20 protein-coding genes and 3 pseudogenes are annotated in these 20,958 nt (G+C 64.7%); 12 read left to right on the forward strand and 11 right to left on the reverse strand.

Features of this window, described 5'->3' with window-relative positions; all coding sequences use genetic code 11:
• Window positions 1–12: 12 nt before the first annotated feature.
• Window positions 13–192, forward strand: coding sequence for a hypothetical protein (locus P0Y33_RS06385; protein WP_279529706.1), 180 nt, complete (start codon window positions 13–15; stop codon window positions 190–192).
• Here the strand turns inward: P0Y33_RS06385 and cutA are convergent.
• From cutA to P0Y33_RS06405, 4 genes and pseudogenes are all read right to left on the reverse strand, one after another.
• On the reverse strand, window positions 189–509 hold the full coding sequence (gene cutA, locus P0Y33_RS06390; RefSeq protein ID WP_279529707.1) for a divalent-cation tolerance protein CutA: 321 nt from the start codon (window positions 507–509) through the stop codon (window positions 189–191). The two genes, P0Y33_RS06385 and cutA, sit on opposite strands and share 4 nt — an antisense overlap.
• 51 nt (window positions 510–560) lie before the next feature.
• A pseudogene (locus P0Y33_RS19110) lies at window positions 561–1,423 on the reverse strand (ParA family protein).
• Window positions 1,424–1,595: 172 nt separating this feature from the next.
• Window positions 1,596–2,054, reverse strand: a complete 459-nt coding sequence (locus P0Y33_RS06400) for a hypothetical protein (protein ID WP_279529708.1) — start codon at window positions 2,052–2,054, stop codon at window positions 1,596–1,598.
• A gap of 56 nt (window positions 2,055–2,110) precedes the next feature.
• A complete protein-coding gene (locus P0Y33_RS06405) occupies window positions 2,111–2,566 on the reverse strand; it encodes an acyl-CoA thioesterase (protein WP_279529709.1) in 456 nt (151 codons plus the stop codon).
• A 94-nt stretch (window positions 2,567–2,660) separates the two neighbouring features.
• Here P0Y33_RS06405 and P0Y33_RS06410 point away from each other — a divergent pair.
• The 4 genes and pseudogenes from P0Y33_RS06410 to P0Y33_RS06425 all read left to right on the forward strand — a co-directional run.
• A pseudogene (locus P0Y33_RS06410) lies at window positions 2,661–3,059 on the forward strand (TraB/GumN family protein); the annotation flags it as partial.
• A gap of 140 nt (window positions 3,060–3,199) precedes the next feature.
• A pseudogene (tnpC, locus tag P0Y33_RS06415) lies at window positions 3,200–4,595 on the forward strand (IS66 family transposase).
• Window positions 4,579–5,694 carry a TraB/GumN family protein gene (locus tag P0Y33_RS06420; protein WP_279529710.1) on the forward strand — a complete coding sequence of 372 codons (1,116 nt, stop codon included), beginning with the start codon at window positions 4,579–4,581 and terminating at the stop codon, window positions 5,692–5,694. Before tnpC ends, P0Y33_RS06420 begins: the two are co-directional and overlap by 17 nt.
• Window positions 5,694–6,299 carry a zinc metalloprotease gene (locus P0Y33_RS06425; RefSeq protein ID WP_279529711.1) on the forward strand — a complete coding sequence of 202 codons (606 nt, stop codon included), beginning with the start codon at window positions 5,694–5,696 and terminating at the stop codon, window positions 6,297–6,299. The genes P0Y33_RS06420 and P0Y33_RS06425 overlap by 1 nt, the downstream gene beginning before the upstream one ends.
• An 837-nt stretch (window positions 6,300–7,136) precedes the next feature.
• Here the strand turns inward: P0Y33_RS06425 and P0Y33_RS06430 are convergent.
• Window positions 7,137–7,304, reverse strand: coding sequence for a hypothetical protein (locus tag P0Y33_RS06430; protein WP_279529712.1), 168 nt, complete (start codon window positions 7,302–7,304; stop codon window positions 7,137–7,139).
• A 281-nt stretch (window positions 7,305–7,585) separates the two neighbouring features.
• Here P0Y33_RS06430 and P0Y33_RS06435 point away from each other — a divergent pair, with 281 nt between their 5' ends.
• The 3 genes from P0Y33_RS06435 (at window position 7,586) to P0Y33_RS06445 (ending at window position 9,562) form a co-directional block, all read left to right on the forward strand.
• Entirely contained in the window at window positions 7,586–7,939 is a 354-nt protein-coding gene (locus tag P0Y33_RS06435; protein ID WP_279529713.1) for a DUF555 domain-containing protein, read from the forward strand.
• 91 nt (window positions 7,940–8,030) lie between these two features.
• A complete protein-coding gene (locus tag P0Y33_RS06440) occupies window positions 8,031–8,570 on the forward strand; it encodes a CBS domain-containing protein (protein WP_279529714.1) in 540 nt (179 codons plus the stop codon).
• Between the two features lie 101 nt (window positions 8,571–8,671).
• On the forward strand, window positions 8,672–9,562 hold the full coding sequence (locus tag P0Y33_RS06445) for an NAD-dependent epimerase/dehydratase family protein (protein ID WP_279529715.1): 891 nt from the start codon (window positions 8,672–8,674) through the stop codon (window positions 9,560–9,562).
• A gap of 1 nt (window position 9,563) precedes the next feature.
• Here the strand turns inward: P0Y33_RS06445 and P0Y33_RS06450 are convergent, their stop codons facing one another.
• The 3 genes from P0Y33_RS06450 to purM all read right to left on the reverse strand — a co-directional run bounded on the left by P0Y33_RS06450 (window position 9,564) and on the right by purM (window position 11,020).
• Window positions 9,564–9,755, reverse strand: coding sequence for a hypothetical protein (locus tag P0Y33_RS06450; protein ID WP_279529716.1), 192 nt, complete (start codon window positions 9,753–9,755; stop codon window positions 9,564–9,566).
• A 92-nt stretch (window positions 9,756–9,847) separates the two neighbouring features.
• On the reverse strand, window positions 9,848–9,979 hold the full coding sequence (locus P0Y33_RS06455) for a hypothetical protein (RefSeq protein WP_279529717.1): 132 nt from the start codon (window positions 9,977–9,979) through the stop codon (window positions 9,848–9,850).
• Between the two features lie 48 nt (window positions 9,980–10,027).
• The gene (gene purM / locus P0Y33_RS06460; protein ID WP_279529718.1) at window positions 10,028–11,020 is read right to left on the reverse strand and encodes a phosphoribosylformylglycinamidine cyclo-ligase; all 993 of its coding nucleotides are present in this window, start codon (window positions 11,018–11,020) and stop codon (window positions 10,028–10,030) included.
• 243 nt (window positions 11,021–11,263) lie between these two features.
• Here purM and psmB point away from each other — a divergent pair, with 243 nt between their 5' ends.
• A complete protein-coding gene (gene psmB, locus P0Y33_RS06465; protein ID WP_279529719.1) occupies window positions 11,264–11,989 on the forward strand; it encodes an archaeal proteasome endopeptidase complex subunit beta in 726 nt (241 codons plus the stop codon).
• A gap of 118 nt (window positions 11,990–12,107) precedes the next feature.
• Here psmB and P0Y33_RS06470 read toward each other — a convergent pair whose 3' ends face one another.
• Window positions 12,108–13,649 carry a hypothetical protein gene (locus P0Y33_RS06470; RefSeq protein WP_279529720.1) on the reverse strand — a complete coding sequence of 514 codons (1,542 nt, stop codon included), beginning with the start codon at window positions 13,647–13,649 and terminating at the stop codon, window positions 12,108–12,110.
• 102 nt (window positions 13,650–13,751) lie between these two features.
• Between P0Y33_RS06470 and ligA the strand changes: the two genes are divergently transcribed.
• The 3 genes from ligA (at window position 13,752) to P0Y33_RS06485 (ending at window position 17,150) form a co-directional block, all read left to right on the forward strand.
• Window positions 13,752–15,425 carry an ATP-dependent DNA ligase LigA gene (gene ligA / locus P0Y33_RS06475; protein WP_279529721.1) on the forward strand — a complete coding sequence of 558 codons (1,674 nt, stop codon included), beginning with the start codon at window positions 13,752–13,754 and terminating at the stop codon, window positions 15,423–15,425.
• 177 nt (window positions 15,426–15,602) lie between these two features.
• Window positions 15,603–16,412, forward strand: coding sequence for an HAD-IIA family hydrolase (locus P0Y33_RS06480; protein ID WP_279529722.1), 810 nt, complete (start codon window positions 15,603–15,605; stop codon window positions 16,410–16,412).
• A gap of 30 nt (window positions 16,413–16,442) precedes the next feature.
• A complete protein-coding gene (locus tag P0Y33_RS06485; protein ID WP_279529723.1) occupies window positions 16,443–17,150 on the forward strand; it encodes an MBL fold metallo-hydrolase in 708 nt (235 codons plus the stop codon).
• 273 nt (window positions 17,151–17,423) lie between these two features.
• On the opposite strand, the gene P0Y33_RS06490 is transcribed toward P0Y33_RS06485, so the two are convergent.
• Both P0Y33_RS06490 and P0Y33_RS06495 read right to left on the reverse strand, forming a co-directional pair.
• Window positions 17,424–18,521 (reverse strand): DNA topoisomerase IV subunit A, encoded by a 1,098-nt coding sequence (locus P0Y33_RS06490; RefSeq protein WP_279529724.1) that lies wholly within the window; start codon window positions 18,519–18,521, stop codon window positions 17,424–17,426.
• Window positions 18,521–20,917 (reverse strand): DNA topoisomerase VI subunit B, encoded by a 2,397-nt coding sequence (locus P0Y33_RS06495; RefSeq protein WP_279529725.1) that lies wholly within the window; start codon window positions 20,915–20,917, stop codon window positions 18,521–18,523. Before P0Y33_RS06495 ends, P0Y33_RS06490 begins: the two co-directional genes overlap by 1 nt.
• Between the last annotated feature and the right edge of the window lie 41 nt (window positions 20,918–20,958).

Here is a 20,958-nt window from a genome sequence, read left to right on the forward strand (position 1 = left end):
CTACTTCATTTTATGTCGCAGTCGCCGGTGACGAGATCTGTCGTCTGTCCGAGTTGTGAGTCGAAGGCTCTCGCTGTCGTTCCCAGTGACAGTACGATCGTCGACGAAGAAGACGATGCGGACGGAAAGGTCTGGACCGACTGTCGAACCTGTGGCGAGGAGTTCCTCACGTACTACCGCGTCGACGACTAGCTCCGTTCTTCGTCCGTTCCGACGCTGCCGTCGCACCACTCCGCGAACGCCGAGAGTTCGTCGTCCTCGTCGAAGCGCTCGATACACGGGACTTCCGCGGGGTGGTGGCGCTCGACGTAGGTCTGGAGGTCGTCGTACCGTTCGTCGGTCGTCTTCGCGAAGAGGATTTTCTCCTCGTCGTCGTGGATCTCACCTCGCCAGCGATAGACGGAGTTACACTCGACGGCGTTCACACAGGCCGCGAGCCGTTCTTCGACGAGTGCGCGCGCCAGCTCGTCGGCCTCGTCCACGGGGACCGTAATGTACGCAGTGGGCATACTCGTGTGTCCGAACGGCCCCCTCAAAGTTCCGGTGGGCGCCCGCGAGCGTCACCAAGAAGTCACGTCGTCCGGGAACGCCTCGGGCATCCGCTCGCCGACGTCGCCGTGTTCGACGACGGCCGCGAGTTTATCGAGGCGATCGAGCATGTCACTGTCCGGGTCGTGTGCCGCCAACGGAACGCCGTTGCGCCACGCCCGTCGGAAGGCGACGCGCTTGCGAATGCCCGGGCCGGGCGGGTAGTCGTGATCGAGTTTCGACGAGCGGGCGAACAACGGAAGCCGATCCCCGTACTCGGACTCCTCGATAGCGCCGACGATGCGACACTCCTCGCTGTCGCCCTGCAACTCGTTGGGCACGATGGCGAGGATATCGACGTCCACCTCGCGGCTGAGTGGGTCGATCTGCTGGTCGACCATGCGCTCGAACCCACTGAGACTCGGCTGGTGGGACGGATGGGAACGAGGACGTTCCCGGTCGCGACCATCGAGGCGTCGGAGAGTGGGCCGATCTTGGGTGGGGTATCGACGATAATGTAGTCGTAGACGTCGCCGAGAAGTGGGTCGACGACGGCGTTGCGGACGCGAAACTGCCCGAACGAGGCGTCGCGGATGGCGGATTCGACGCGTGCGAGCGACTCGTGGGACGGAACGACGTCGAACCAGTCGGTCTCGTGGACGACGTCTTCGACGGCGACGTCGCTCTCGGGGTCGAGGACGTCGGCCAGACTCGGGTCGGCCGTGTAGGCGTCTTCGAGTCCGATGCCTTCGGTCGCGTCGCCCTGCTGGTCGAGGTCGACGAGGAGGACGTCGTGCCCGCGATTCGCGAGGCGCTCCGCGAGATTGATAGCAATCGTCGTCTTGCCGACGCCGCCCTTCTGCAGGGCGACGCTTACCGCGCGTGGTTCGGGCATGGTGGGGGAGAGGGGAGAGTGGTCGTCGAACGACCGCGGCGTCGCTAGTAGTGTCTACTTGGACTCGTCACGCTTAATTCTTGCATTTGACCAACAGTTACCGACCCGACCTGTCCACACTCCAGAGAGTTAGAAAAATCGCCCGCAGGCGCCGTCGTGACCGCCGGTTCACTCAGAAGTCCGGCAGGTCGTCGGGGGCCTCGTAGTCGGCCTCCCAGTCGACCCACTCCGCTTTGAGCGTGTCCGAGACGACGCGGCCGAGTTCGGTCATCGCGGCGTTGATAGCCGAAACCGTCTCCCAGGAGTCGAGATCCGGGTGGATGCCCCGCACCTTCCAGTCCTCGGGGAGGCCGGGCGCGTGGTAGCCCACGCGGTCGGCGAAGTCGTCCCAGAAGAAGTCGAACTCCTGGAGCATGTCGAGGTCGAGGACGATGGCGAACTCCTCTTCTGTGAGGTCGGTCGTTTCGGCCCACTCCGCGAAGGCGTCGTCCCACGCACCGTCGTGGAGGAACTCGTCGAGGTCCTCGCGGTGGTACTCGTCGCCCTGCACGTCGACGTCCTCGTACTCCTCGACGCCCGCGTCCGTCTCCAGTTCGGGCGGGTCGGGAATCTCGTCGTAGTCGAGGCTCATGCACACCCGTAAGTCGGGTAGGCGGAAAAAGGATTCACTCGCGTTTCTGTGTGCGGTCAGTTGTTGCTCGCGAGGTCGTCCTCACCGTCGAGGGCACCCTGCTGGAGACGCACGGATTCGTCGGTCTCGACTTCGAGGTCTGGGACTTCGGTCGGCTCGCCGTCGTCGTCGACGGCGACGTAGACGAAGTACGACTCCGTCGTGAGTTCCGTCTCGCGAGTCTCCAGGTTCTCGGCGAACACCTTGAGACGCACTTTGACGCTCGTCCGGCCGGCCTCGTAGACGTAGGCCTCGATGAACGCGGTGTCGCCGACGGGGATGGGCCGCTTGAAGTTCACCTGTTCCATCCGCGCGGTGACGACCGACTCGCCGGCGAAGCGCATCGCCGACATCGCGCCGACCTCGTCCATCCACTTCATCACGTTCCCACCGTGGGCGGTCCCGTGGGGGTTGGCGTGATTCGGCTGGACCATCTCGCGGTTCTCGATGTACGTCTCCATCAGTTCGGTCATAGCACTGGATTCGTCGCCGGGGAAGGTGACGTTTGCCCTCCGCACTCTCGCGTGAGCGGAAGTCGTAAGGCCGGCGGGCGGATATTCTGGGGCAATGAGTGATGGTACCGACCGCGGGTCGGTCCACGTCGTGGGAACGGCACACGTCTCCCACGAGAGCGTCGACCGGGTTCGAGAGGAAATCTCCGAACACGACCCGGACGTCGTCGCGGTCGAACTCGACGAGGGCCGCTATCGCCAAATGAAGGGCGAGGCCCCCGACGATATCGACCCCCAGGACCTCCTCCGCGGCAGTATGGCGTTCCAGTTCCTCGCTTACTGGCTGCTCTCCTACGTCCAGAAACGCCTCGGCGACCGCTTCGACATCGAACCAGGCGCGGATATGCTGGCGGCCGTCGAAACCGCCGAAGAACGCGGCCACGAGGTCGCGTTGATCGACCGCAACATCCAGGTGACCATCCAACGCTTCTGGTCGCGGATGGGTATCCTGGAGGTACGTGTTTAGCCCCAGATCGATTTCGGTAGTCTCTCGTAGGGACCGAGAAACAAATGACGTAGATCGATGCAACAGGCGAGTGAGTGTACCCTCGAGGGATGGTCTCCGGATCGGAGACCATCCCGTCTCGTCTGTTCATGACTTCTTCGGAGCCGACCAAAGAAGAGATCCTCGACCGTCTTGCTGCGCTTGAGGAAGAAAACGAAAAGCTCCGAGAGGAGAACAAGCGGCTCAGAGCCAAGCTTCGGTGGTACGAGGGACCCCATACACCGCCGAGCAAGGACCAATCGGACCAAGAGGAGTCGTCCTCGTCCGGCGGGGACGAGGACGACGAACAGCCACGGACTGACGGTGGCACGCCCGGCCGAATGTCTGGACACGACCCGGAATGGCGCGACGCTCCTGACCCAGATCGAGAAATCGAGGTCACCTGTGACTGCTGTCCAGACTGTGGTGAAGCGTTCGACGAGTCGGCGGGCGTCAGCCCCCGACTCGTCGAGGAACTCCCTGATCCACAGCCACCGGAAGTCACACAGTACAACCGCCACCACTACGAGTGTCACTCCTGTGGTGCCGAGACTGTGGCCTCACACCCCGACTGCCCCGATGAGGGGCAGTTCGGGGTGAACGTCATCGCACAGGCGGCGCTCTCTCGGTACGACCACCGCCTTCCCTACCGGAAGATCGGCGACCGCTTCGAACAACTCCACGGACTGGTGCTGTCAGGCGCGTCCGCGTGGCACGCGACCGAGCGCGCTGCGCGCGCCGGTCGCTGTAAGTACGAGCAGATTCGACGCCAGATCCAGCAAGCCGACGTCGTCCACATTGACGAGACTGGAATCAAACGCAACGGCGAACAGGCATGGATCTGGACGTTCACCACCGAGAACCACACGCTGTACGCGGTCAGGGAGAGTCGAGGAAGTGATGTTCCCGCGGAAGTCCTTGGCGAGGACTTCGCGGGAACGGTCGTCTGTGATGGCTGGACGGCGTATCCGGCTTTCAGCAGCAACCTCCAGCGGTGTTGGGCGCATATTCTCCGGGAGGCTGAAGACGCCGCCGAGAAGCAGGCGGAAGGCGAACCGATCTATCGTGCTCTCAAACAGCTACGTCGCTCTCCAGACTCGGCTGGAGAGCGACTTGACAGTCCGTAAGCGAGCAGAACTCCAACGTGTGGCGCGGAGAGAGCTTGAATCGCTGATAGAGCGGTCAGTTCCCGACGGACCAGTGGCAACACTACTTGGCAAGATCGAAGGAGGCCTTGACCACTGGCTCACCTTCATCGGTGAGCCAGCGGTCTCCCCAACGAACAACGCCGCTGAAAATGCGCTTCGTGAGCCAGTGGTTCTCCGGAAGCTCATCGGAACGCTCCGCAACGACCGCGGCATGTTTGTGCATGAGACGCTGCTGTCCCTGCTGGCGACCTGCCGCCAGCAGGGACGCAATCCCTACGATGAGTTCAAGCGAATCGCTCGAGACAACGAGATGATTTCACGAGCTCAGGCTGTGCCCGCTGTTGCGTCCTCGGGGTAAACACGTACTCCTGGAGAAACTCCGTCTCGTCGGGGGCCTCGCGCTGGGCGTCACCGACGGCTGGACGCTCGGCCTCTCGCTCGGCGCGTTCGCGGGCCTGTTCGTCGCAGCGATCGCCGAAGTCGTCGCCGGCCCCTTCTTCCTCGGCGTCGGCGCCGGCGGCCTATTTGGCGTCCTCGCGAGCATCGTCGAAGGCGTCGGACTCGGACTCGCCGGCGGTGCACTCGTCGGCGGACTCCTCGGTGGCCTCTTCGAACTCTCGGGTGACCCCGAGGAAGACCTAGAGGAAATCGACATGGAACAGCTAACCGACCAGGACGTCGTCTCCGCGATGATGGAAGAGTTCCGCCGCTTCAGCCCCAGTGGGGCAGAGGCCCTCATCGACGAGCGCGACGCCTACCTCGCCCACGGCATCCACAACCTCCGGATGCAGGGCAAAGACGTCGTCGCCGTCATCGGTGCCGGCCACCAGCAAGGCGTCCTCTCCTACCTGGAGAACCCCGAGACGCTACCCGCGATGGAGACGCTGACCGGCCGCGAGGAGAAACGATTCTCCATTCCCAAGCTGTTCGGCTTCCTCATCACGGTCGGCTTCCTCGTCTTCTTCGCCCTCCTCGTGATGGCAGGCGTGAGTAACGCCATCCTGCTGAAGGTGTTCCTCGCGTGGTTCCTCTTCAACGGCGTGTTCGCCGCGGGACTCGCCCTCCTGGGCGGTGCCCACTGGCAGAGCGCGACCGTCGGCGGTCTCGTCGCCTGGCTCACCAGCCTCAACCCGCTGCTCGCGCCTGGCTGGTTCGCCGGCTACGTCGAACTCCGATACACGCAGGTGAGCATCGCCGACATCTCGACACTCAACGAGATTCTGGCCGACGAAGAGGCACCAGTCCGCGACCTCATGTCGCGGATGATCGACGTGCCCCTCTTCCGCCTCATCGCCGTCGTCGCACTCACCAACACCGGGAGCATGGTTGCGAGCCTACTGTTCCCCATCGTCATCCTCCCGCTCATCGGCGGCCCCTTCGATAGCGTCGCCGACGTGACCGCGGCGATGATGCAGGGTATCCAGAACAGCGTCGACCTCCTCACGGGGCTGGTCTAATGAACATTCGCTTCAGCACCCAGGAGATCCGTGACCTGCTCATCGCATGGCTGGCGCTTGGCCTCGCGTTCACCTTCTTCTACTCGCGGGTGAGCGCCACCGGCTTCAGTGACTTCCTCACCTCGCCAGGGTTCGTCTACGCGTTCGTCCTCAGCCTCGTCACCGCGGGCGTGGGTTTCCTCCTCCACGAACTCGCACACAAGGTCGTCGCCGTGAAATTCGGCCAACTCGCCGAGTTCCGCGCCGACTTCGGGATGCTCTTCCTCGCCGTCGCGGGCGGCCTCGCGGGCTTCCTCTTCGCCGCGCCTGGCGCCGTCCACCACCGCGGGCGCATCACCAAACGTGAGAACGGCCTCATCGCCGTCGCCGGCCCGGTGACGAACCTCGCGCTCGCCGCGCTCTTCCTCGTCCCCGCACTCGTCGCCGGCGGTCTCGTCGGCCAAGTCGGGTGGCGTGGCGTCAGCATCAACCTCCTGCTCGCCGGCTTCAACATGATCCCGTTCGGTCCGCTCGACGGCCGGACGGTCCTCGACTGGAGCAAGCTCTGGTACGCCGTCGTCGCGATCCCGAGTATCGGCCTGGCGGCACTCCTCCTCTTCGCCTAGCGCTCTTCTTCGCCTTCTGCATCCGCGCTCTCGCCCGCACCCTCGTCTTCCGCTTCGAGGTGTTCACGCGCGAACTCCGAGAGCGACTCCCAGCCGAGTTCGTTGCCGACCGCCTCGATGGCCTCACCCAGCGACTCACCCTCACCGAGTCGACGGACGACTCCCTCACGGCCGGAAGCAAGACGATCGTGACCCGGGACCTCCCGAAGGATCGACCGCTCCTCGGGATTGTGAAGTACCTCGGGGACAAGCCCCGAGGCTTCACCGTTTTGTCCATGTCGTCCAGAAGCGGACGAACGGACGCAGGCGAATTTAATTCCCCTCGGCCTCCCTGTGCAGGTCGGCTGGAATTAACACCCGAACACTCGCTGTGTCCGTGAGGGTCGGTCGCTCCACCACGACCCGACAACTCCCGTCTCACCGCCAGTGGCGGGTTTTGAGAGGAGTCGCATTTCCAAACCATCGAACGACCGCTTCACATTAAGGTCTTTAATGCCCGTCACGGTCGTTACACCACGGTACGAGACGTGATGAGTTAAACATTTTGACGGCCTTCACCCTCGGGATCAAGCCCCGAGGCACTCGGCCTGCTCAGTCTGTAGAACGCTTCGATCGTCCGGCTCGCCTCACTTGTTTGGAGCGCACCGAGGCGCATCCGATCCTCCTCGGTCTCGGAAACGTTCGTACTCGGGTCGTGTTCACTCATATCGTGAAATCGATGAGCCGCAGCAAAGTGGATTCTGGCGGCCGAAAATCCTTGAGGGACACACGCAGCCAGATGCGCGGCGCCGCCGCTCAGAGACAAACGAGCGCGACGAATTACGGTGAGAAATCTGTCTAGCGCACGGCGTTGTAGGCGCGTTCCGTCCGCTCGACGAGGCGGTGGAGGGGCAGGGTGACACCGACCTGCCGGGCCAGGAGGGCGAGCGGGAGCATGGTGATACCGAGTACGAGACTCGTCTGGTACAGCGCTGCGGCAGCGTAGCGCGTCAGGGGTGACGTCATTACGACGAATGGAGGTGATGCGATTGCTGTATAAACCCCTTTCGCCCACGCCGAGAGCGGAAACTCGACGCCGTCTGGCGATTCACCTGAAGAAGTCAGAAGGTAGAGAGGAATTGCCTTCGCATCGACAGGTGGGGGAATAGCCGGTGTGGGGTCGGCGCAGCCAACGCGTAAGTTATGTGAATATCAGCCGTAACGTCCGCGATATCGGCGGTTGTGAGGGTCTACCATGACTACAGACGAACCACAAGACACGAGTTACTGGACGGTCTTGCACAAGTATGAGCAATTACGTCGTGGCGATGGAAGCCGCGTGGTTGGTTCGTGACGTCGAAAACTCGGACGACGCAATCGGCGTGGCCGTCAGCGAGGCGGGCAAGCGCCTGAACGACCAGGACCTCGACTACGTCGAAGTCGAAGCCGGTGTGACGGCCTGCCCGGCCTGTGGCGAGCCCCTCGACGCGGCCTTCCTCGCCGCGAGCACCGCCCTCGTCGGTCTCGTCCTCGAGATCACCATCTTCAACGCCGACAGCGAGGAACACGCCTCCCGTATCGCCAAGAGCGAAGTCGGCGGCGCGCTCCGCGACGTCCCCCTCGAGGTCATCGAGATCGTCGAGGAAGAAGAGAGCGAGTAACGCCGACTCCCACCCCGGCGGAGCCGTTCCTTCTCCCCTGTTGATTCGGCCAGGAGCAACTTTTATCCATAACCATCGGTAATTACTGTGTATGTACCTCCCTACGCCGCAGGACCTGCGCGAGCGCCGAAACGAACTCGGCCTCACGCAGAGTGAACTCGCAGAGCGCGCCGACGTCTCCCAACCGCTTATCGCCCGCATCGAGGGCGGTGACGTCGACCCGCGTCTCTCCACGCTCCGGCGAATTGTCGAGGCACTGGAAGCCGCCGAAGGCGACGTCGTGCGCGCCCGGGACCTCATGCACGAGGGCGTTATCTACGTCTCTCCGGACGACCCCGTTCGGCGTGCCGTCGAGAAGATGCAGGAGAACGGCTATTCACAGCTTCCGGTCCTCGCCAACGGCGTCCCCGTCGGGTCCATCAGTGATAGCGACGTCTTCGAGGCCGGCGAGAACGTCGGTGACAAGCCGGTCCGCGAGATCATGAGCGAGTCCTTCCCGTCACTCTCGCCCGACGCCCCGCTCGACAAAGTCTCCAGTCTCCTCGAACACTACAAGGCCGTGATGGTCACTGACGAGGGCGAAACGGTGGGCATCATCACGCAGGCCGACGTGGCCGCCCGCGTCAGCTAACGACCGCGTTTTCTGCGGACACGGTGGGGTCGATTTGACGAGCGCGCCGAATTCGCCGTCGACACCGTGACGTTCAGGGTGGGTGAGCGAGACGTTCACCTATGTCTCTCTCGACGATCGCTGTCACCGGTGGTAACGGCACCGTCGGCAGTCACCTCCTCGCTCATCTCGCCGAACACGGGTACGAGACCGTCAACCTCAGCCGTGGCTCGTGTCGCGAGGAGCACTCGGACGAGTACGTCCGTGTCGACCTCACCGACCCCGGCGCCGTCCACGGCGCGCTCGCGAAGGCCGACCCTGACGCCGTTGTCCACCTCGGGATGGTCCCGACGCCCGAGTCGAACCCCGACCACGAGACGTTCGAGAGCAACGCACAGAGCACGTGGCACGTCCTCGAAGCCGCCGAGGCGCAGGGAATCGAGCGCGTCGCCCTCGCCTCCAGTCTGTGTGCCGTCGGCGCGGGCTTCGAACCCGAACCGGTCACACATCCCTACTTCCCCATCGACGAAGAGACACCGCCCACGCCGTCGACGTCCTACGGCGTCGGCAAGCAGACACTCGAAGTCGTCGCGGACGGCTTCGGCCGCCGTGAGGGTGCGCCAACCCAAATCGCCAGCCTCCGCTACCCGTGGGTGACGACCGAGGCGGACATCCGCGAGACGTTCGTGGAATCGGACCGGAGCCTCGACGCCGTCCAGCAGTTCGACGACTGGGTGTCAAAGCGCAATACCCTCTTCACCTACATCCACATCGATGACGCCGTCCGGGCGACTCGTCTCGCTGTCGAGACCGACCTCGACGGCCACGAGCGGTTCTTCCTCTCCGCGCCGGACACGAACCTCGAGACGCCCACCGCGGATGTCCTCGACGAGTGTTTCCCCGACACCGAGTGCCGCCGCAACTTCGAGGCCTACGAAGCGCTCGTCGACACTTCGAAAGCCCAGGACGTGCTCGGATGGGAAGCCGAGAAACGCTGGCGAGACGGGACGTAGCTCAGAAGTGGACGGTGTCGCCCCGACGGCCGTCGGGCGTGACGCGCTCGGCACACTCGACACAGAGTTCGAGCGGGCCGTTGTAGTGGAGTGGACAGGCCGCCGCGCCACACCCCCGACACTCGTGGTCCGCGAGGTGGGCGCAGAAGTCGCACTCGTCGAGGTCGGGGGGTGACGAATCGCTCTCGGACACGGTTCGCCTTTATGTACTCCCGTCGAGCACATAAAGGGCCGTCAACTGTCGACACCGGAACGTCCGGAGAAGAGCCGCGACGGCGGAGCCGATCAGGAACTCACTTCGTCGATCTCGAACAGCTCGCCGCAGCTGTTGCACTCGTACATCTTGTGGACGCCCTGGGACTCGGTGTTGTCTGCCGACACGACCAGTTCGCCGCCACAGTCTGGACACTCGGGCATGGACGTGGCTTCGACCGCCCGGCTTTCGAGTGTTGTGGCCGGTCGGGTTCAGAGCGAGAGTCCACGAACCTCGACCGAGTCGCCCTCGCGGACTTCTCCGATTCGCTCTCCATCGGTCTCGGCGACGAGGGTCTCGGCATCGGTCTCGGGGAGTGCGACGACGAAACCGGTCCCCATGTTGAACGTGCGGTGCATCTCCTCGTCGGAGACGTTCCCACGCTCTTGGACGAACGTGAAGACGTCCTGTGCGGGGAGCGGGTCGGTCACGTCGTACTCGAAGTCGCCCATCCGCGAGAGATTCGTCCAGCCTCCGCCGGTGACGTGGGCCGCGGCGTGGACGTCGAGGTCGCGGAGGTGGTCGAGCAGGTAGGTGTAGATACGCGTCGGCTCCAGTAAGGCCTCGCCGACCGTCTCGTATCCCTCGTAAGGGTAGGCGTCGGTGTACGCTCCCTCACGGGTCGCGGCCTCGCGGGCGAGCGTGAGCCCGTTCGAGTGGATGCCCGACGAGGCGAAGCCGACAAGGACGTCGCCGACCTCGGCCTCACCGGGGAAGACGGCGTCCTTGGGCGCGAGTCCAGCTACGGTGCCTGCGAGGTCGAAGCCTTTCACGACTTCGGGCATCACGGCCGTCTCGCCGCCGACGAGAGCGACCTCGGCCTCCTTGGCACCCGCAGCCAGTCCCTCGCCGATCTGCTCGGCGAGTGCCTCGCTTGGTTCGTCGACGGCGAGGTAATCGACGAACGCGACGGGGCGGACGCCGCCCGCGACGAGGTCGTTGACGTTCATCGCCATGCAGTCGATACCGATAGTCGAGTAGTCTTCGAGCGCCTCGGCGACGAGTAGTTTCGTGCCGACGCCGTCGGTCGCGAGTGCGAGGTAGCGGTCGCCGACGTCCAAGAGACCAGCGTACGCCGACTCGTCCTCGACACCTTCGACGGCGCCGACGAGCGCAGCCGTCGCAGCCTCGCTCGCGTCGATGTCCACGCCCGCCTCGGCGTAAGTGAGTCCTTCCTCGGCGTCCTCCGGACCGTCTTCAGTCATACACGGATACGGGTAACCGACTGCGAAAAAGACTGCGGTATGGGCACGTTCGTGGTCCGTATCTCCGGACACAATGGACCGTGGCAGCGTTCCACGCGCTCTCTCGCGGGGCTCCGTTCGTTGTACTCACGAATCCGTCCCGAATTCCAGCGCGTAGCCCGCTCCCTCGCGAGGTTTCGCTCGGTGTGTGCCAATCCGCCGGAAGGGTGGGTTTTATCAGTCCGCCGCGGGTAGCATCCGGTAATGCGTAGCCCCGGAGAGTTCTCCCCGAGTCACGAACTGATTTCCGACAAGACGAAGAACCCCTACGACCCGCAGGTCGGCGAACTGCCGGAGAACAACCTCTCCCACCAGGACGTCGAGAACATGCAGGAGTCGAAGACGACGATCGTCGGTCTCACGACCGACGACGGCGTCATCATGGCCTCCGACCAGCGCGCCTCGCTCGGTGGCCGCGTCGTCTCCAACAAGGACGTCCAGAAGGTCGAGCAGATCCAGCCGAACGCGGCCCTCTCCATTTCGGGGTCCGTCGGCGGTGCCCAGTCGTTCATCCGCTCGCTGAAGGCGGAGACGAACCTCTACGAGGCCCGGCGTAGTGAGGAGATGTCCATCAAGGCGCTCGCGACGATGGCCTCCAACATGCTCCGCGGCGGCCCCTTCTTCATGGTCGTCCCCATCCTCGGCGGCGTCGACGACGAGGGCGGGCACGTCTACAGCCTCGACCCGTCCGGCTCGGCACTCCCGGACAAGTACACCGCACAGGGCTCCGGGATGCCTTACGCGCTCGGTACCCTCGAAAACGAGTTCACCGAGGACCTGACGATGGACGAGGCCGAGACGGTTGCCGCCCGCGCCGTCAAGGCCGCCTCCGAGCGTGACACCGCCTCCGGTAACGGTGTCCACATCACCCGCATCACGCGCGAGAACGTCGAGATCGTCGGTCACGAAGACTTCGACGAACTCGTCTAGAGCCGGGCCGCGACTCCGTATTCGCCTTTCTCTCCTGTTTCCACGTCTCGATAGCGACGCGGCAGGCGCCGTGCCTGTCCCACGCTCCGTCTGCGCGTCTCTCCGCCGACCCGTCGTCTCAGCGCTCTTCGTCGCCGAGGTCGCGACCCCGCCCGAGCCAGTCGGCGAAACTCCCGTCGATGAGCGTCTTGCGCTGATTCTCGATGTACTGGGCCTGCATGTCGTAGACGGCGTTCTCGAAGTCCGCGCCGTCATCGAGTGCTTCGCGAACCGCCTCTCGCTTCCACCCGGCCGGAGTAACACCGTGTCGAGCGCGCTGGCGAAGCGGCCAGAGGTACTTCGCCGCCTCTTCCTCCGAGAGGCCACGGTCGGTGAGCCCCGCGGTCGCGTGCTCGAAGAGGTCCGTGTAGATCGTCTCGAGGTCGGTCGTCTCCTCGCCGTCCTCGGTGACGTAGGTGAGGTCGGCGTCGAGGCCGTCCTCGGCGGCGGCGTAGAAGTTCTCCTTCGCCGTCTCCCAATCGAGGTCGTAGAGGTGGTGTCCGCGCTTGACCATACTCTCGAGCAAGCCCGCGAACGCCGCCTGATAGGCGATGGTGTCACGGACGGTCGGCTGACCGGGAATCGGCCGGAACTCGATGCGAGCGTTCGCGCTCTCCTTCGAGGACCCGCCGAACACCGGGCGGACCCACCGCCAATACGTCCCGTGTTTCATTCGGAAGTGAGCGAACTCGTCGTCGAAACGCCCACCGGTCTCGACCGGCATCGGGACGATGACGGGGTCGTCGGCGACGCGGTCGACTGCGGCCTCGACGCTGTCGAAGTCCTCCGGGAAGCGGACCTTCTCCTGTTTGCCGGGGACGTTGAGCACGCTCTCGAAGACGTCGATGCGGTGTTCCGAGTGACCGTCTTCGAGGATCTCCTCGGCCGTCGCGTCCTCGTCGTAGAGGTCCGGTGGGTAGAACGGCGAGTTGACGCCGAGTGCGAGCAGCGGGCCGGCGAGTCGGACCGCGTAGCGGAAGTAGGTGGGCAAGTCGACGGCCTGTGGTACCTGGTAGTGGGGTTGGATGGAGGTGATGAGCGCCTCGGGCATCACCGTGTCCGCCTCCAGTGAGACGTGGGGAGCGTCGAGTCGCATCCCTGCTGGCTGGTCGGTGTTGGCCATCGCGTGGTAGCGCGTCGACCCACTCATGTTCGTCGCGATGGTGATTCCGTTGTCCTCGACGCTGTCGACGAGGTAGCGCTCTGCCGTCTCGCCCTCCGGCGGAATCGTCCACATGCCGTCGCTGACGAGGTGGAGCCCCTCGGCGTCCATCGGCTCTTCGGCGGCCTTCAGCCGTGCCCGGACCTCCGCTTCTTGGGCGGCGAGTCCGAACTCGTTGAGCGGGTCCGGGCTCGTCGTCATCTCGGCGTTGTGGAGACCGAGTTCCTTCTCGAAGCCGACGAACTCCAGCAACCGTCGCGGAATCCGTGCTAGTGACGACTCGTCGTTGACACCGTAGAACTCGTACTCCAGGCCGACGATGGCCTGTGGGTTGTCGAATGTGCCCGCGGCGATCTCCTCTTTGATGATTTCTGCGTCCTCGCGGACGTGCTCTTGGAACTCCTCGACGTCGAGGTCGAGCACGTCTTCTACGTCCGCCGCGAGATCCGACTCGGACATACGCAGGTGATTTGGCCGGCCCCCTCTTGAATCCTGTCGGGGAGCCGTTCCCACGACCGCAGGTCCGCGCTTTTAACACGCCGAACCGGCTACTCGACGGTAATGCAGTTTGAGGCGTTCGCCGCGGCCGCCGCCGACATCGAGGCAGAGGCCGCGGATACCGATATCGTCGCTCGCGTGGCCGACCTCTTCCGCGAAGCCGGGCCGGCGTTACCCATCGTCGCACGGTTCGTTCAGGGACGAGTGTTCCCAGCCTACAGCGAGACGAAACTCGATATCGGGCCGAACTACTGTTACGAGGCCATCGCTCGCGCTGCCGGGCAAAACGTCTCCGCGGACGACGTCGAAACACGTCTCGCGGACGTCGGCGACATCGGCGAGGTAGCCGCGTCCTACGACTTCGGCGGACAGCGTGGGCTCGGTGCGTTCGGTGCCGGCGCCGGTTCGGGTGGCAACGGAGACGACCTCACCGTCGAAGAGGTGTACGAGGAACTCGAATCTCTCGCGGGCGCCGAGGGGTCGGGCAGCCAAGACGAGAAGATCACGGTCCTCTTCGGCCTGTTTAACCGCTGTTCCTCACAGGAAGCACGCTATCTCGCTCGGCTCGTCCTCTCGGAGATGCGTATCGGTGTCGGCGAGGGAGCAGTTAGAGACGCCATCGCACAGGCTTTCGACATTCCTGTCGAGTCGGTCGAACGCGCACTCCAGGTGACCAACGACTACGGACTCGTCGCCGAAGTCGCCCGCGAGGAGGGCGAAGACGGACTCGACGACCTCCACCTCGAAGTCGGGCGACCGGTCCAGGCGATGCTCGCACAGGCCGGCACCGCAGCCGACGCCCTCGAAGAGTGGGACGAAGTCGGCGTCGAGTGGAAGTACGACGGCGCTCGAGTGCAGGTACACTTCGATGGCGAGTCGGTCGGCGTCTACTCACGGAACATGGAGGACGTGACGGCGGCCCTCCCCGAAGTCGTCGAGTATATCGAGGCCCACCTCGACGAACCGGCCATCCTCGACGGCGAGGTCGTCGCGGTCGACGACGAAGGCGAACCACTCCCCTTCCAGGAGATTCTCCGCCGTTTCCGCCGAAAACACGAGGTCGAACGGATGCGCGAGGAAGTGAAAGTCGAACTCCGGGCGTTCGACTGCCTGCACGTCTCCGGTGAGGACCTCCTCGACGCACCGCTCGTGGAACGCCACAACCGACTTGCCGACCTTCTCCCCGCAGAGGCCGTCTCCGAACTTACGGTCACGGACGACGCCGAGGAGATCGCCCGCATCGAGGACGCAGCACTCGAAGCAGGCCACGAAGGTATCATGCTGAAGAACCCCGAGTCGACGTACTCGCCGGGCAAACGCGGGAAGAACTGGCTGAAGCGCAAGCCCGACGTCGAGACGCTGGACCTCGTCGTCACGGGCGCGGAGTGGGGTGAGGGGCGCCGCGCCAACTTCCTCGGGACGTTCCTCCTCTCGGCGTGGGACGACGATGCCGAAGCGTACGTCACGCTCGGGAAGGTCGCGACGGGCATCACCGACGAGCAACTCGCAGATCTGACCGAACTCCTCGAGCCCCACATCCGCTCGCAGGACGGCCAAGAGGTCGACCTCGAATCCGCCGTCGTCTTCGAGGTCGGCTACGAAGAAATCCAGGAGTCGCCGACCTACTCCTCGGGCTACGCGCTGCGCTTCCCTCGCTTCCTGGGGGTTCGCGACGACAAGGACCCCGACGACGCGGACACGCTGGAACGGGTCGAACGACTCGCCGAGTCGCAGTGAATCCCGGGAGGGGCGAACAGCCGGCGAGCGAACTGGTCGCACCGTAGCGCGGCCCACCGGACTGGCCGAATCCACACGCCACGGCGATCGTCAGCGCATCGCTCCGTCTTGGTCGCCTCTTCCAAGATAAACGCTCGCCCCAAAACGCCAAAGAGCCGTGGCCACGCGTACCTGGACATGGATATTCGCGCGGCCGTCGTCGACCTCGACGGGACGGTTCTCTCCGGCGACGAACTCATCCCCGGTGCAGCCGAGGCACTCGAACGCATCCGCGAGTCGGTCGAGCACGTCCTCTTCCTGACGAACAACCCGACGCGCCCGCCCGAAGCGTACGCCGAGAAACTGCAGGACCTGGGCGTCCTCGCCCGTCCGGAGGAGGTGATCACGTCCTGTGTGGCGACCATCGACTACCTCGACGCCGAACACGCCGGCGAGACGGTGTTTCCCGTCGCCGAGGAGAGCATCGTCTCCCAGTTACGCGACGCTGGCGTTCCGCTGACCGACGACGCCACCGAGGCCGACGTCGTCGTCGCTGGCTACGACCGCGAGTTCCACTACCACGACATGATCGCGGCGCTGCGGGCGTTCGAACACGACGGCGGCGAGGACGTCGCCTTCGTGGGCACCGACCCCGACCGCACCGTCCCCGCGCCGAACGGCCCCGTTCCGGGGTCGGGTGCCATCATCCGTGCCGTCGCCGGCGTCGCCGACCGCGAACCCGACGCCATTCTCGGGAAACCATCACAGGAGACGGTCGACCTCGCCGCCGAGCGACTGGGCGTCCCCGCCGAAGAGTGCGTCCTCGTCGGCGACCGCCTCGACACCGACGTCGCGATGGGCGAGAAGGCGGGGATGACGACGATCCTCGTCCGGACGGGCGTCACCGACGAGCGGGAGTTGGCCGAGAGCGAGTTCACACCGAACCACGTCGTCGACGACCTGGCGGCCGTCCCGGACCTCCTCGACGAATTCGCCCGGAACGAATAGTTTTTCTTCCCTATCGTCAAACGCTCGCACATGACGGTCCACTACGACGGACTCACGCTGGATTGGCTCGGCTACGCGACTGCTCGCATCGAGGGCCCCTACGGCACGGTCGTCTACACGGACCCCGGGCGGTACGGTGTGTTAGACGGGTACGAACCGAACGACGGCGACCTGGTCCTGATCACCCACGACCACCACTACGACTCCGACGGCGTCGAGAAGGTCGCCGCCCCCGACGCTACGGTCGTCGTCTACAACGGGGTCGACGTCGCGAACATCGATCGCGACGTGGTCGCCCCCGAGGACCTCGACTACGACGTCGAGCGCGTCGCCTACGGGGACTCCCTCTCTGCGTGGGGTGTCGAGGTGGACGTCGTCCCGGCCTACAACCGCGAAGACGGCCCGCGCGGCGACGGCAACGGCGACGTCCCGCACCCGAAGGGCTTCGGCTGTGGCTTCCGCTTCACCGTCGGCGGCCGCAACGTCTTCTGGCCCGGCGACTCGGACGTAATCTCCGAACACGAGGGGCTGAACGTGGACGTCCTCCTCCCCTCGATCGCCCAGAGCTTCACGATGGACCGCCACGACGCCGCCGACCTCGCCGAGGACCTCGACCCCGAACTCGTCCTCCCCATCCACTACGACACCTTCCCGGACCTCGAAGCCGACGAGGAGGCGTTCGCGGGCGACGTCGCAACTCGCGGTGTGCCGGTCGTCGTCGAAAATCCCGAGCAGTGAGCGAACGGACCACCACCTGACTAGAAAGGTATACCGCTTACGGCGGTACACCCCTATTCTCCGGTGGGGACTGAGTCCCCGTGGCCCACTCCGACGTCTCCCGCCGATTCCATCGGTGTCCCACACACCACTCCACCCAGCAGCTGGCCACTATCGGCGTCTCCCGCGCCGAGCTACCGGTACCGTTTGGGGGAGAGGGACCGGTTGGCGCGGGAGATACCCCACTCTGTGGAGTTTTCACATCGCAAAAAGACGAGTGAGCGTCCGGGCGCGCTACAGTACGCCCATCTCGGTGAGGCGTTCGGGCAGGTAGGTCTCGGTCACGAAGTCGAGACCGTGGCTCGCGAGCGCCTGCTGTTCGGACTTCTTGCCGATATCGAGTTGCAGTTCGATCTGCTCCTTCCAGAACTCCGACTGGAAGCGCGGGTCGTCGAGTTCGCTCTCGAGGGCGTTCTGGTCGGAGTCGGAGAGCGCGTCGGTCGGCAGGTCGTACTCGACGATGTCCTCGGGCCGGATGCCGATGAACTGCGCCTCAGGGGTCGCGAGGTACTCCGAGAGGTGTGCGGACTTGATGGACCCGTAGGCGACGGATCCGAAGATACGGTAAGACCACGGGTCACCGTCAGTGAACACGGTTACGGGGAGCCCGAGTTCGTCGTGGAGACGCTTGGTGATACGCCGGGTCGCACGGGCGGGTTGGCCCTTCAGGTGGACGACGAGTGCATTGTGCTCGTCGTCGAAGCCGTTCTCGACCAGGCGGTCACGCATCCCACCGGTCTCGACGGCGAGGATGAAGTCCGCGTCCGTATCGAGGAACTCGATGGTGTCGGGGTTGTTCGGAATCTGGTAGCCGCCCTCGCCGACGTCCTCCTGGCAGTGGATGACGCGCTCGCCGCGCCGCGTCTGCTCGCGGAGCTTGAGCGGGCCCATGAGGGTCGCACCCGACTCCTCGGGGCGCATGTGGAAGTCCTCGCGCTTGACGCCGGAGACAATTTCGAGGTCCTCGACGAGTTTGTCGGACTCGGACTGATCGGAGAACTGCGCGGCCTCCTCATCCCAGGACTCGGAGAGGTAGTAGAGTTCACGCAGCGTCGAGGAACGGTCCTCGTCGAGTTGCTGGGCGAGGAAGTCGATAGTGTAGACGCCCTTCAGCAGTTTGCGGGCGCCACGAACGGAGTTGGCGGTACGCGAGGAGGTACGGTCGCCGTACACCCACACGCCGGAGTCCTCGTCGAAGACGATGTTGCTCTTCGAACGGGTGGGGACCTCCATACGCGGGATCTCCCCGTCCTCGAACTGGTCGTAGAACTGTGCAGCCAGGTCGATGAGGCGCTCGCGCGCCTCCTCGTCGGAGGGTTGTTGCTGGCTCATTATCGGTTGACCGTGAGGCGTTCGTCGGCGACGCCTTTCACGCTGAGGTCGAAGTCGGTTTCCTCGAAGTCGGTCACGTCGTAGGAGAGGACGGCTTCGTCACCGCCACTCACCGAGGGCGACCACTTGACGAACCACTCGCCGTCCATCTCGACGACGGTACCGGCCGAGAGGCTCTCGGGTTCGACCGAGACGATGTCGGTCACATCGAGGTCCGCGGCCTTCGACCCGTGGTTCTCGACGACCACCTGGACGGTGTCGCCGTCGCGGCGGCGCTCGACGAGGACGTTGTTCATGATGCGGGCCAGCGAGTCGTCGACGTTCAACTGCTCGCGGCCGGTCATCTCGCTCACCTTCGTCGCCATCTTCGGGAGGATGTCCGCGATGACGTTCTGCTTCTGGCGGCGCTTGCGTCGCGACTCGCGCTCGTTGAGGAAGCTCTTGAGTTCGCGAGCAGCCTCGCGGACGGCGAGTTCGATCTCGTCTTCGATCTCGGGGACAGAAGCGAGCGCGTCCTTCGACTCGCTGGTGAACGGGACGTTCGTCGAAGCGACGTGGACCATGATGACGCAGGGGCCCGAGGGCATGCCGCTGCCGCCGGACTGGTCGAGGCCGTAGTTGCGCCACCCGATGTCCTTGATGACCTGCGTCGTCGCACAGGCACCGCGCTGGTAGACGAGGGGCACGCGGTTGGCGAAGCGCAGCAGGTCGACCTGTCCGTCCTGAAGTTCCCCGCCGTAGGCGATTCCCGCCTCGACGATGAACGGGTCGCCCCCGTGGACGTCGGCGTCGCGGGTCGACGCCGCGTAGAAGTCGGCGTCGACTTCCTTCTTCAGGCCGGCTTCGAGCAGGTCGGACTTGATGGGCGAGAGGCAGCCGGTCGGCGGCGAGATGACGTCGACCGAACTCATCGCGTTGAGGAGTTCGCTGGCAGTGTCTCGGTCATCTGCAACCTCGCGGACGCGCGGGACGTCCTCGTCGACGGGGCGGGCCGCCCGCTCCCAGAGTTCCTCGGTGACGTTCTCGCGGGCCGTCTCGCCGACGGTTACGTCGTCGACCTCCTCGGTGGTCTCGGCGGCGCGGACGACGAAGCGCTTCAACTCGTCGTAGGTGAGACGATCACGCGGGGTGTCCTCGCCGAATTTCTCGGCGATGCGCTCGGCGAGGCCGCGGACCGTCGCGTCGTCCTTTTGGGTCGTAGTCGCGGCGTCCACGTGCGAGAAGAGGTCGTCGGCACGCGACTCGGTGAGCAGATCCCAGAGCGCGTCGACGACGTTCTCCTGGACGGTGTCGCCGAACGTCGTGCCGGTGTCCTCACCGACCGATTCGGCAACGTCGGCGACGAGCGCTTCGAGTTCAGTGTAGGTGACGTCTCCCGCATCGCGGAGGGCGGAGGCGACTTCCTCCACGAAGGCTTCGGTGTCGGCGACCGACTTGTTCGAGACGGCGTCGGTCACGACAGCCTCTAGGCTCCGTTCCTGGTCGTGTTCCACTGGCGGCGACCACGCGAGTTCGCGGCCGTAGTGGCGGTCACGGAAGGCGTCGAGGATGTCGTCGGCGGTCTTGCGGCCGACGCGAGTGAACTCCTCTTGGAGGAACCCCGAGACGGAGTGGGACTCCGTCGCCGTGAGCATCTTCATCAGCGTCCCGAGCTCGACCCCGTGGGGGTGGGGACGGATTTCCTCGGTCTCCTCGGGGAGTTCGGCGCCATCGGCGCGTTCGAACTTGAAGTGCTCTTTCGGCTCCTTCAGTTCGACCCGCGCGTGTGGGTTGACGATCGCGGTGTGCTCGATATAGTCGTGAAGTTGCGAGCGGGCGCGCATGTTCGCCTCCATCTCCAACTTGATGCGCGTCCCGTGCGAGCGGTCCCACGAAACGGTCCGCTCGGACTCGATCACCGGTTCGTTCGTGTCGGTGTCGATGGTCAACTCGAACTGCTGGGCCTCGGCATCGCCCTTCGTCCGAGAGGTGATCTTCGCGGGCTTGCCGGAGGTCAACTGGGAGTAGAGGACCGCGGCAGAGATACCGATACCCTGTTGCCCGCGCGATTGCTCGCGGGCGTGGAAGCGAGACCCGTAGAGGAGCTTCCCGAACACTTTCGGGACCTGTTCTTTGGTGATACCGGGGCCGTTGTCTTCGACGATCAGCTGGTAGTAGTCGCCGACCTCTCGGATCTCTACGTAGATATCCGGGAGGATGCCGGACTCTTCGGCGGCGTCGAGGGCGTTGTCCACGGCCTCTTTGACGGCCGTGACCATGCCCCGGGCACCGCTGTCGAAGCCCAGCATGTGCTTGTTCTTCTCGAAGAACTCGGCGATGGAGATCTCCCGCTGGCTCGCGGCGAGTTCCTCCGCGATGCCCTCCTCATCGTCGAGTGTCGCCTGGAAGGACGTCATTCAGACAATCTCCCATTACCCATCTCACGCTTAAAACCGTC

The organism is Halospeciosus flavus (assembly GCF_029814175.1).
In the GTDB taxonomy this organism is placed as follows: Archaea; Halobacteriota; Halobacteria; order Halobacteriales; family Halobacteriaceae; genus Halospeciosus; species Halospeciosus flavus.

Excerpts from the sequence above, each read along its gene's own strand:
- P0Y33_RS06385 (WP_279529706.1), top strand. The coding sequence starts at position 13 with ATGTCGCAGTCGCCGGTGACGAGATCTGTCGTCTGTCCGAGTTGTGAG.
- cutA (WP_279529707.1), bottom strand. The coding sequence starts at position 509 with ATGCCCACTGCGTACATTACGGTCCCCGTGGACGAGGCCGACGAGCTG.
- P0Y33_RS06400 (WP_279529708.1), bottom strand. The coding sequence starts at position 2,054 with ATGAGCCTCGACTACGACGAGATTCCCGACCCGCCCGAACTGGAGACG.
- P0Y33_RS06405 (WP_279529709.1), bottom strand. The coding sequence starts at position 2,566 with ATGACCGAACTGATGGAGACGTACATCGAGAACCGCGAGATGGTCCAG.
- P0Y33_RS06425 (WP_279529711.1), top strand. The coding sequence starts at position 5,694 with ATGAACATTCGCTTCAGCACCCAGGAGATCCGTGACCTGCTCATCGCA.
- P0Y33_RS06430 (WP_279529712.1), bottom strand. The coding sequence starts at position 7,304 with ATGACGTCACCCCTGACGCGCTACGCTGCCGCAGCGCTGTACCAGACG.
- P0Y33_RS06435 (WP_279529713.1), top strand. The coding sequence starts at position 7,586 with ATGAGCAATTACGTCGTGGCGATGGAAGCCGCGTGGTTGGTTCGTGAC.
- P0Y33_RS06440 (WP_279529714.1), top strand. The coding sequence starts at position 8,031 with ATGTACCTCCCTACGCCGCAGGACCTGCGCGAGCGCCGAAACGAACTC.
- P0Y33_RS06445 (WP_279529715.1), top strand. The coding sequence starts at position 8,672 with ATGTCTCTCTCGACGATCGCTGTCACCGGTGGTAACGGCACCGTCGGC.
- P0Y33_RS06455 (WP_279529717.1), bottom strand. The coding sequence starts at position 9,979 with ATGCCCGAGTGTCCAGACTGTGGCGGCGAACTGGTCGTGTCGGCAGAC.
- purM (WP_279529718.1), bottom strand. The coding sequence starts at position 11,020 with ATGACTGAAGACGGTCCGGAGGACGCCGAGGAAGGACTCACTTACGCC.
- psmB (WP_279529719.1), top strand. The coding sequence starts at position 11,264 with ATGCGTAGCCCCGGAGAGTTCTCCCCGAGTCACGAACTGATTTCCGAC.
- P0Y33_RS06470 (WP_279529720.1), bottom strand. The coding sequence starts at position 13,649 with ATGTCCGAGTCGGATCTCGCGGCGGACGTAGAAGACGTGCTCGACCTC.
- ligA (WP_279529721.1), top strand. The coding sequence starts at position 13,752 with ATGCAGTTTGAGGCGTTCGCCGCGGCCGCCGCCGACATCGAGGCAGAG.
- P0Y33_RS06480 (WP_279529722.1), top strand. The coding sequence starts at position 15,603 with ATGGATATTCGCGCGGCCGTCGTCGACCTCGACGGGACGGTTCTCTCC.
- P0Y33_RS06485 (WP_279529723.1), top strand. The coding sequence starts at position 16,443 with ATGACGGTCCACTACGACGGACTCACGCTGGATTGGCTCGGCTACGCG.
- P0Y33_RS06490 (WP_279529724.1), bottom strand. The coding sequence starts at position 18,521 with ATGAGCCAGCAACAACCCTCCGACGAGGAGGCGCGCGAGCGCCTCATC.
- P0Y33_RS06495 (WP_279529725.1), bottom strand. The coding sequence starts at position 20,917 with ATGACGTCCTTCCAGGCGACACTCGACGATGAGGAGGGCATCGCGGAG.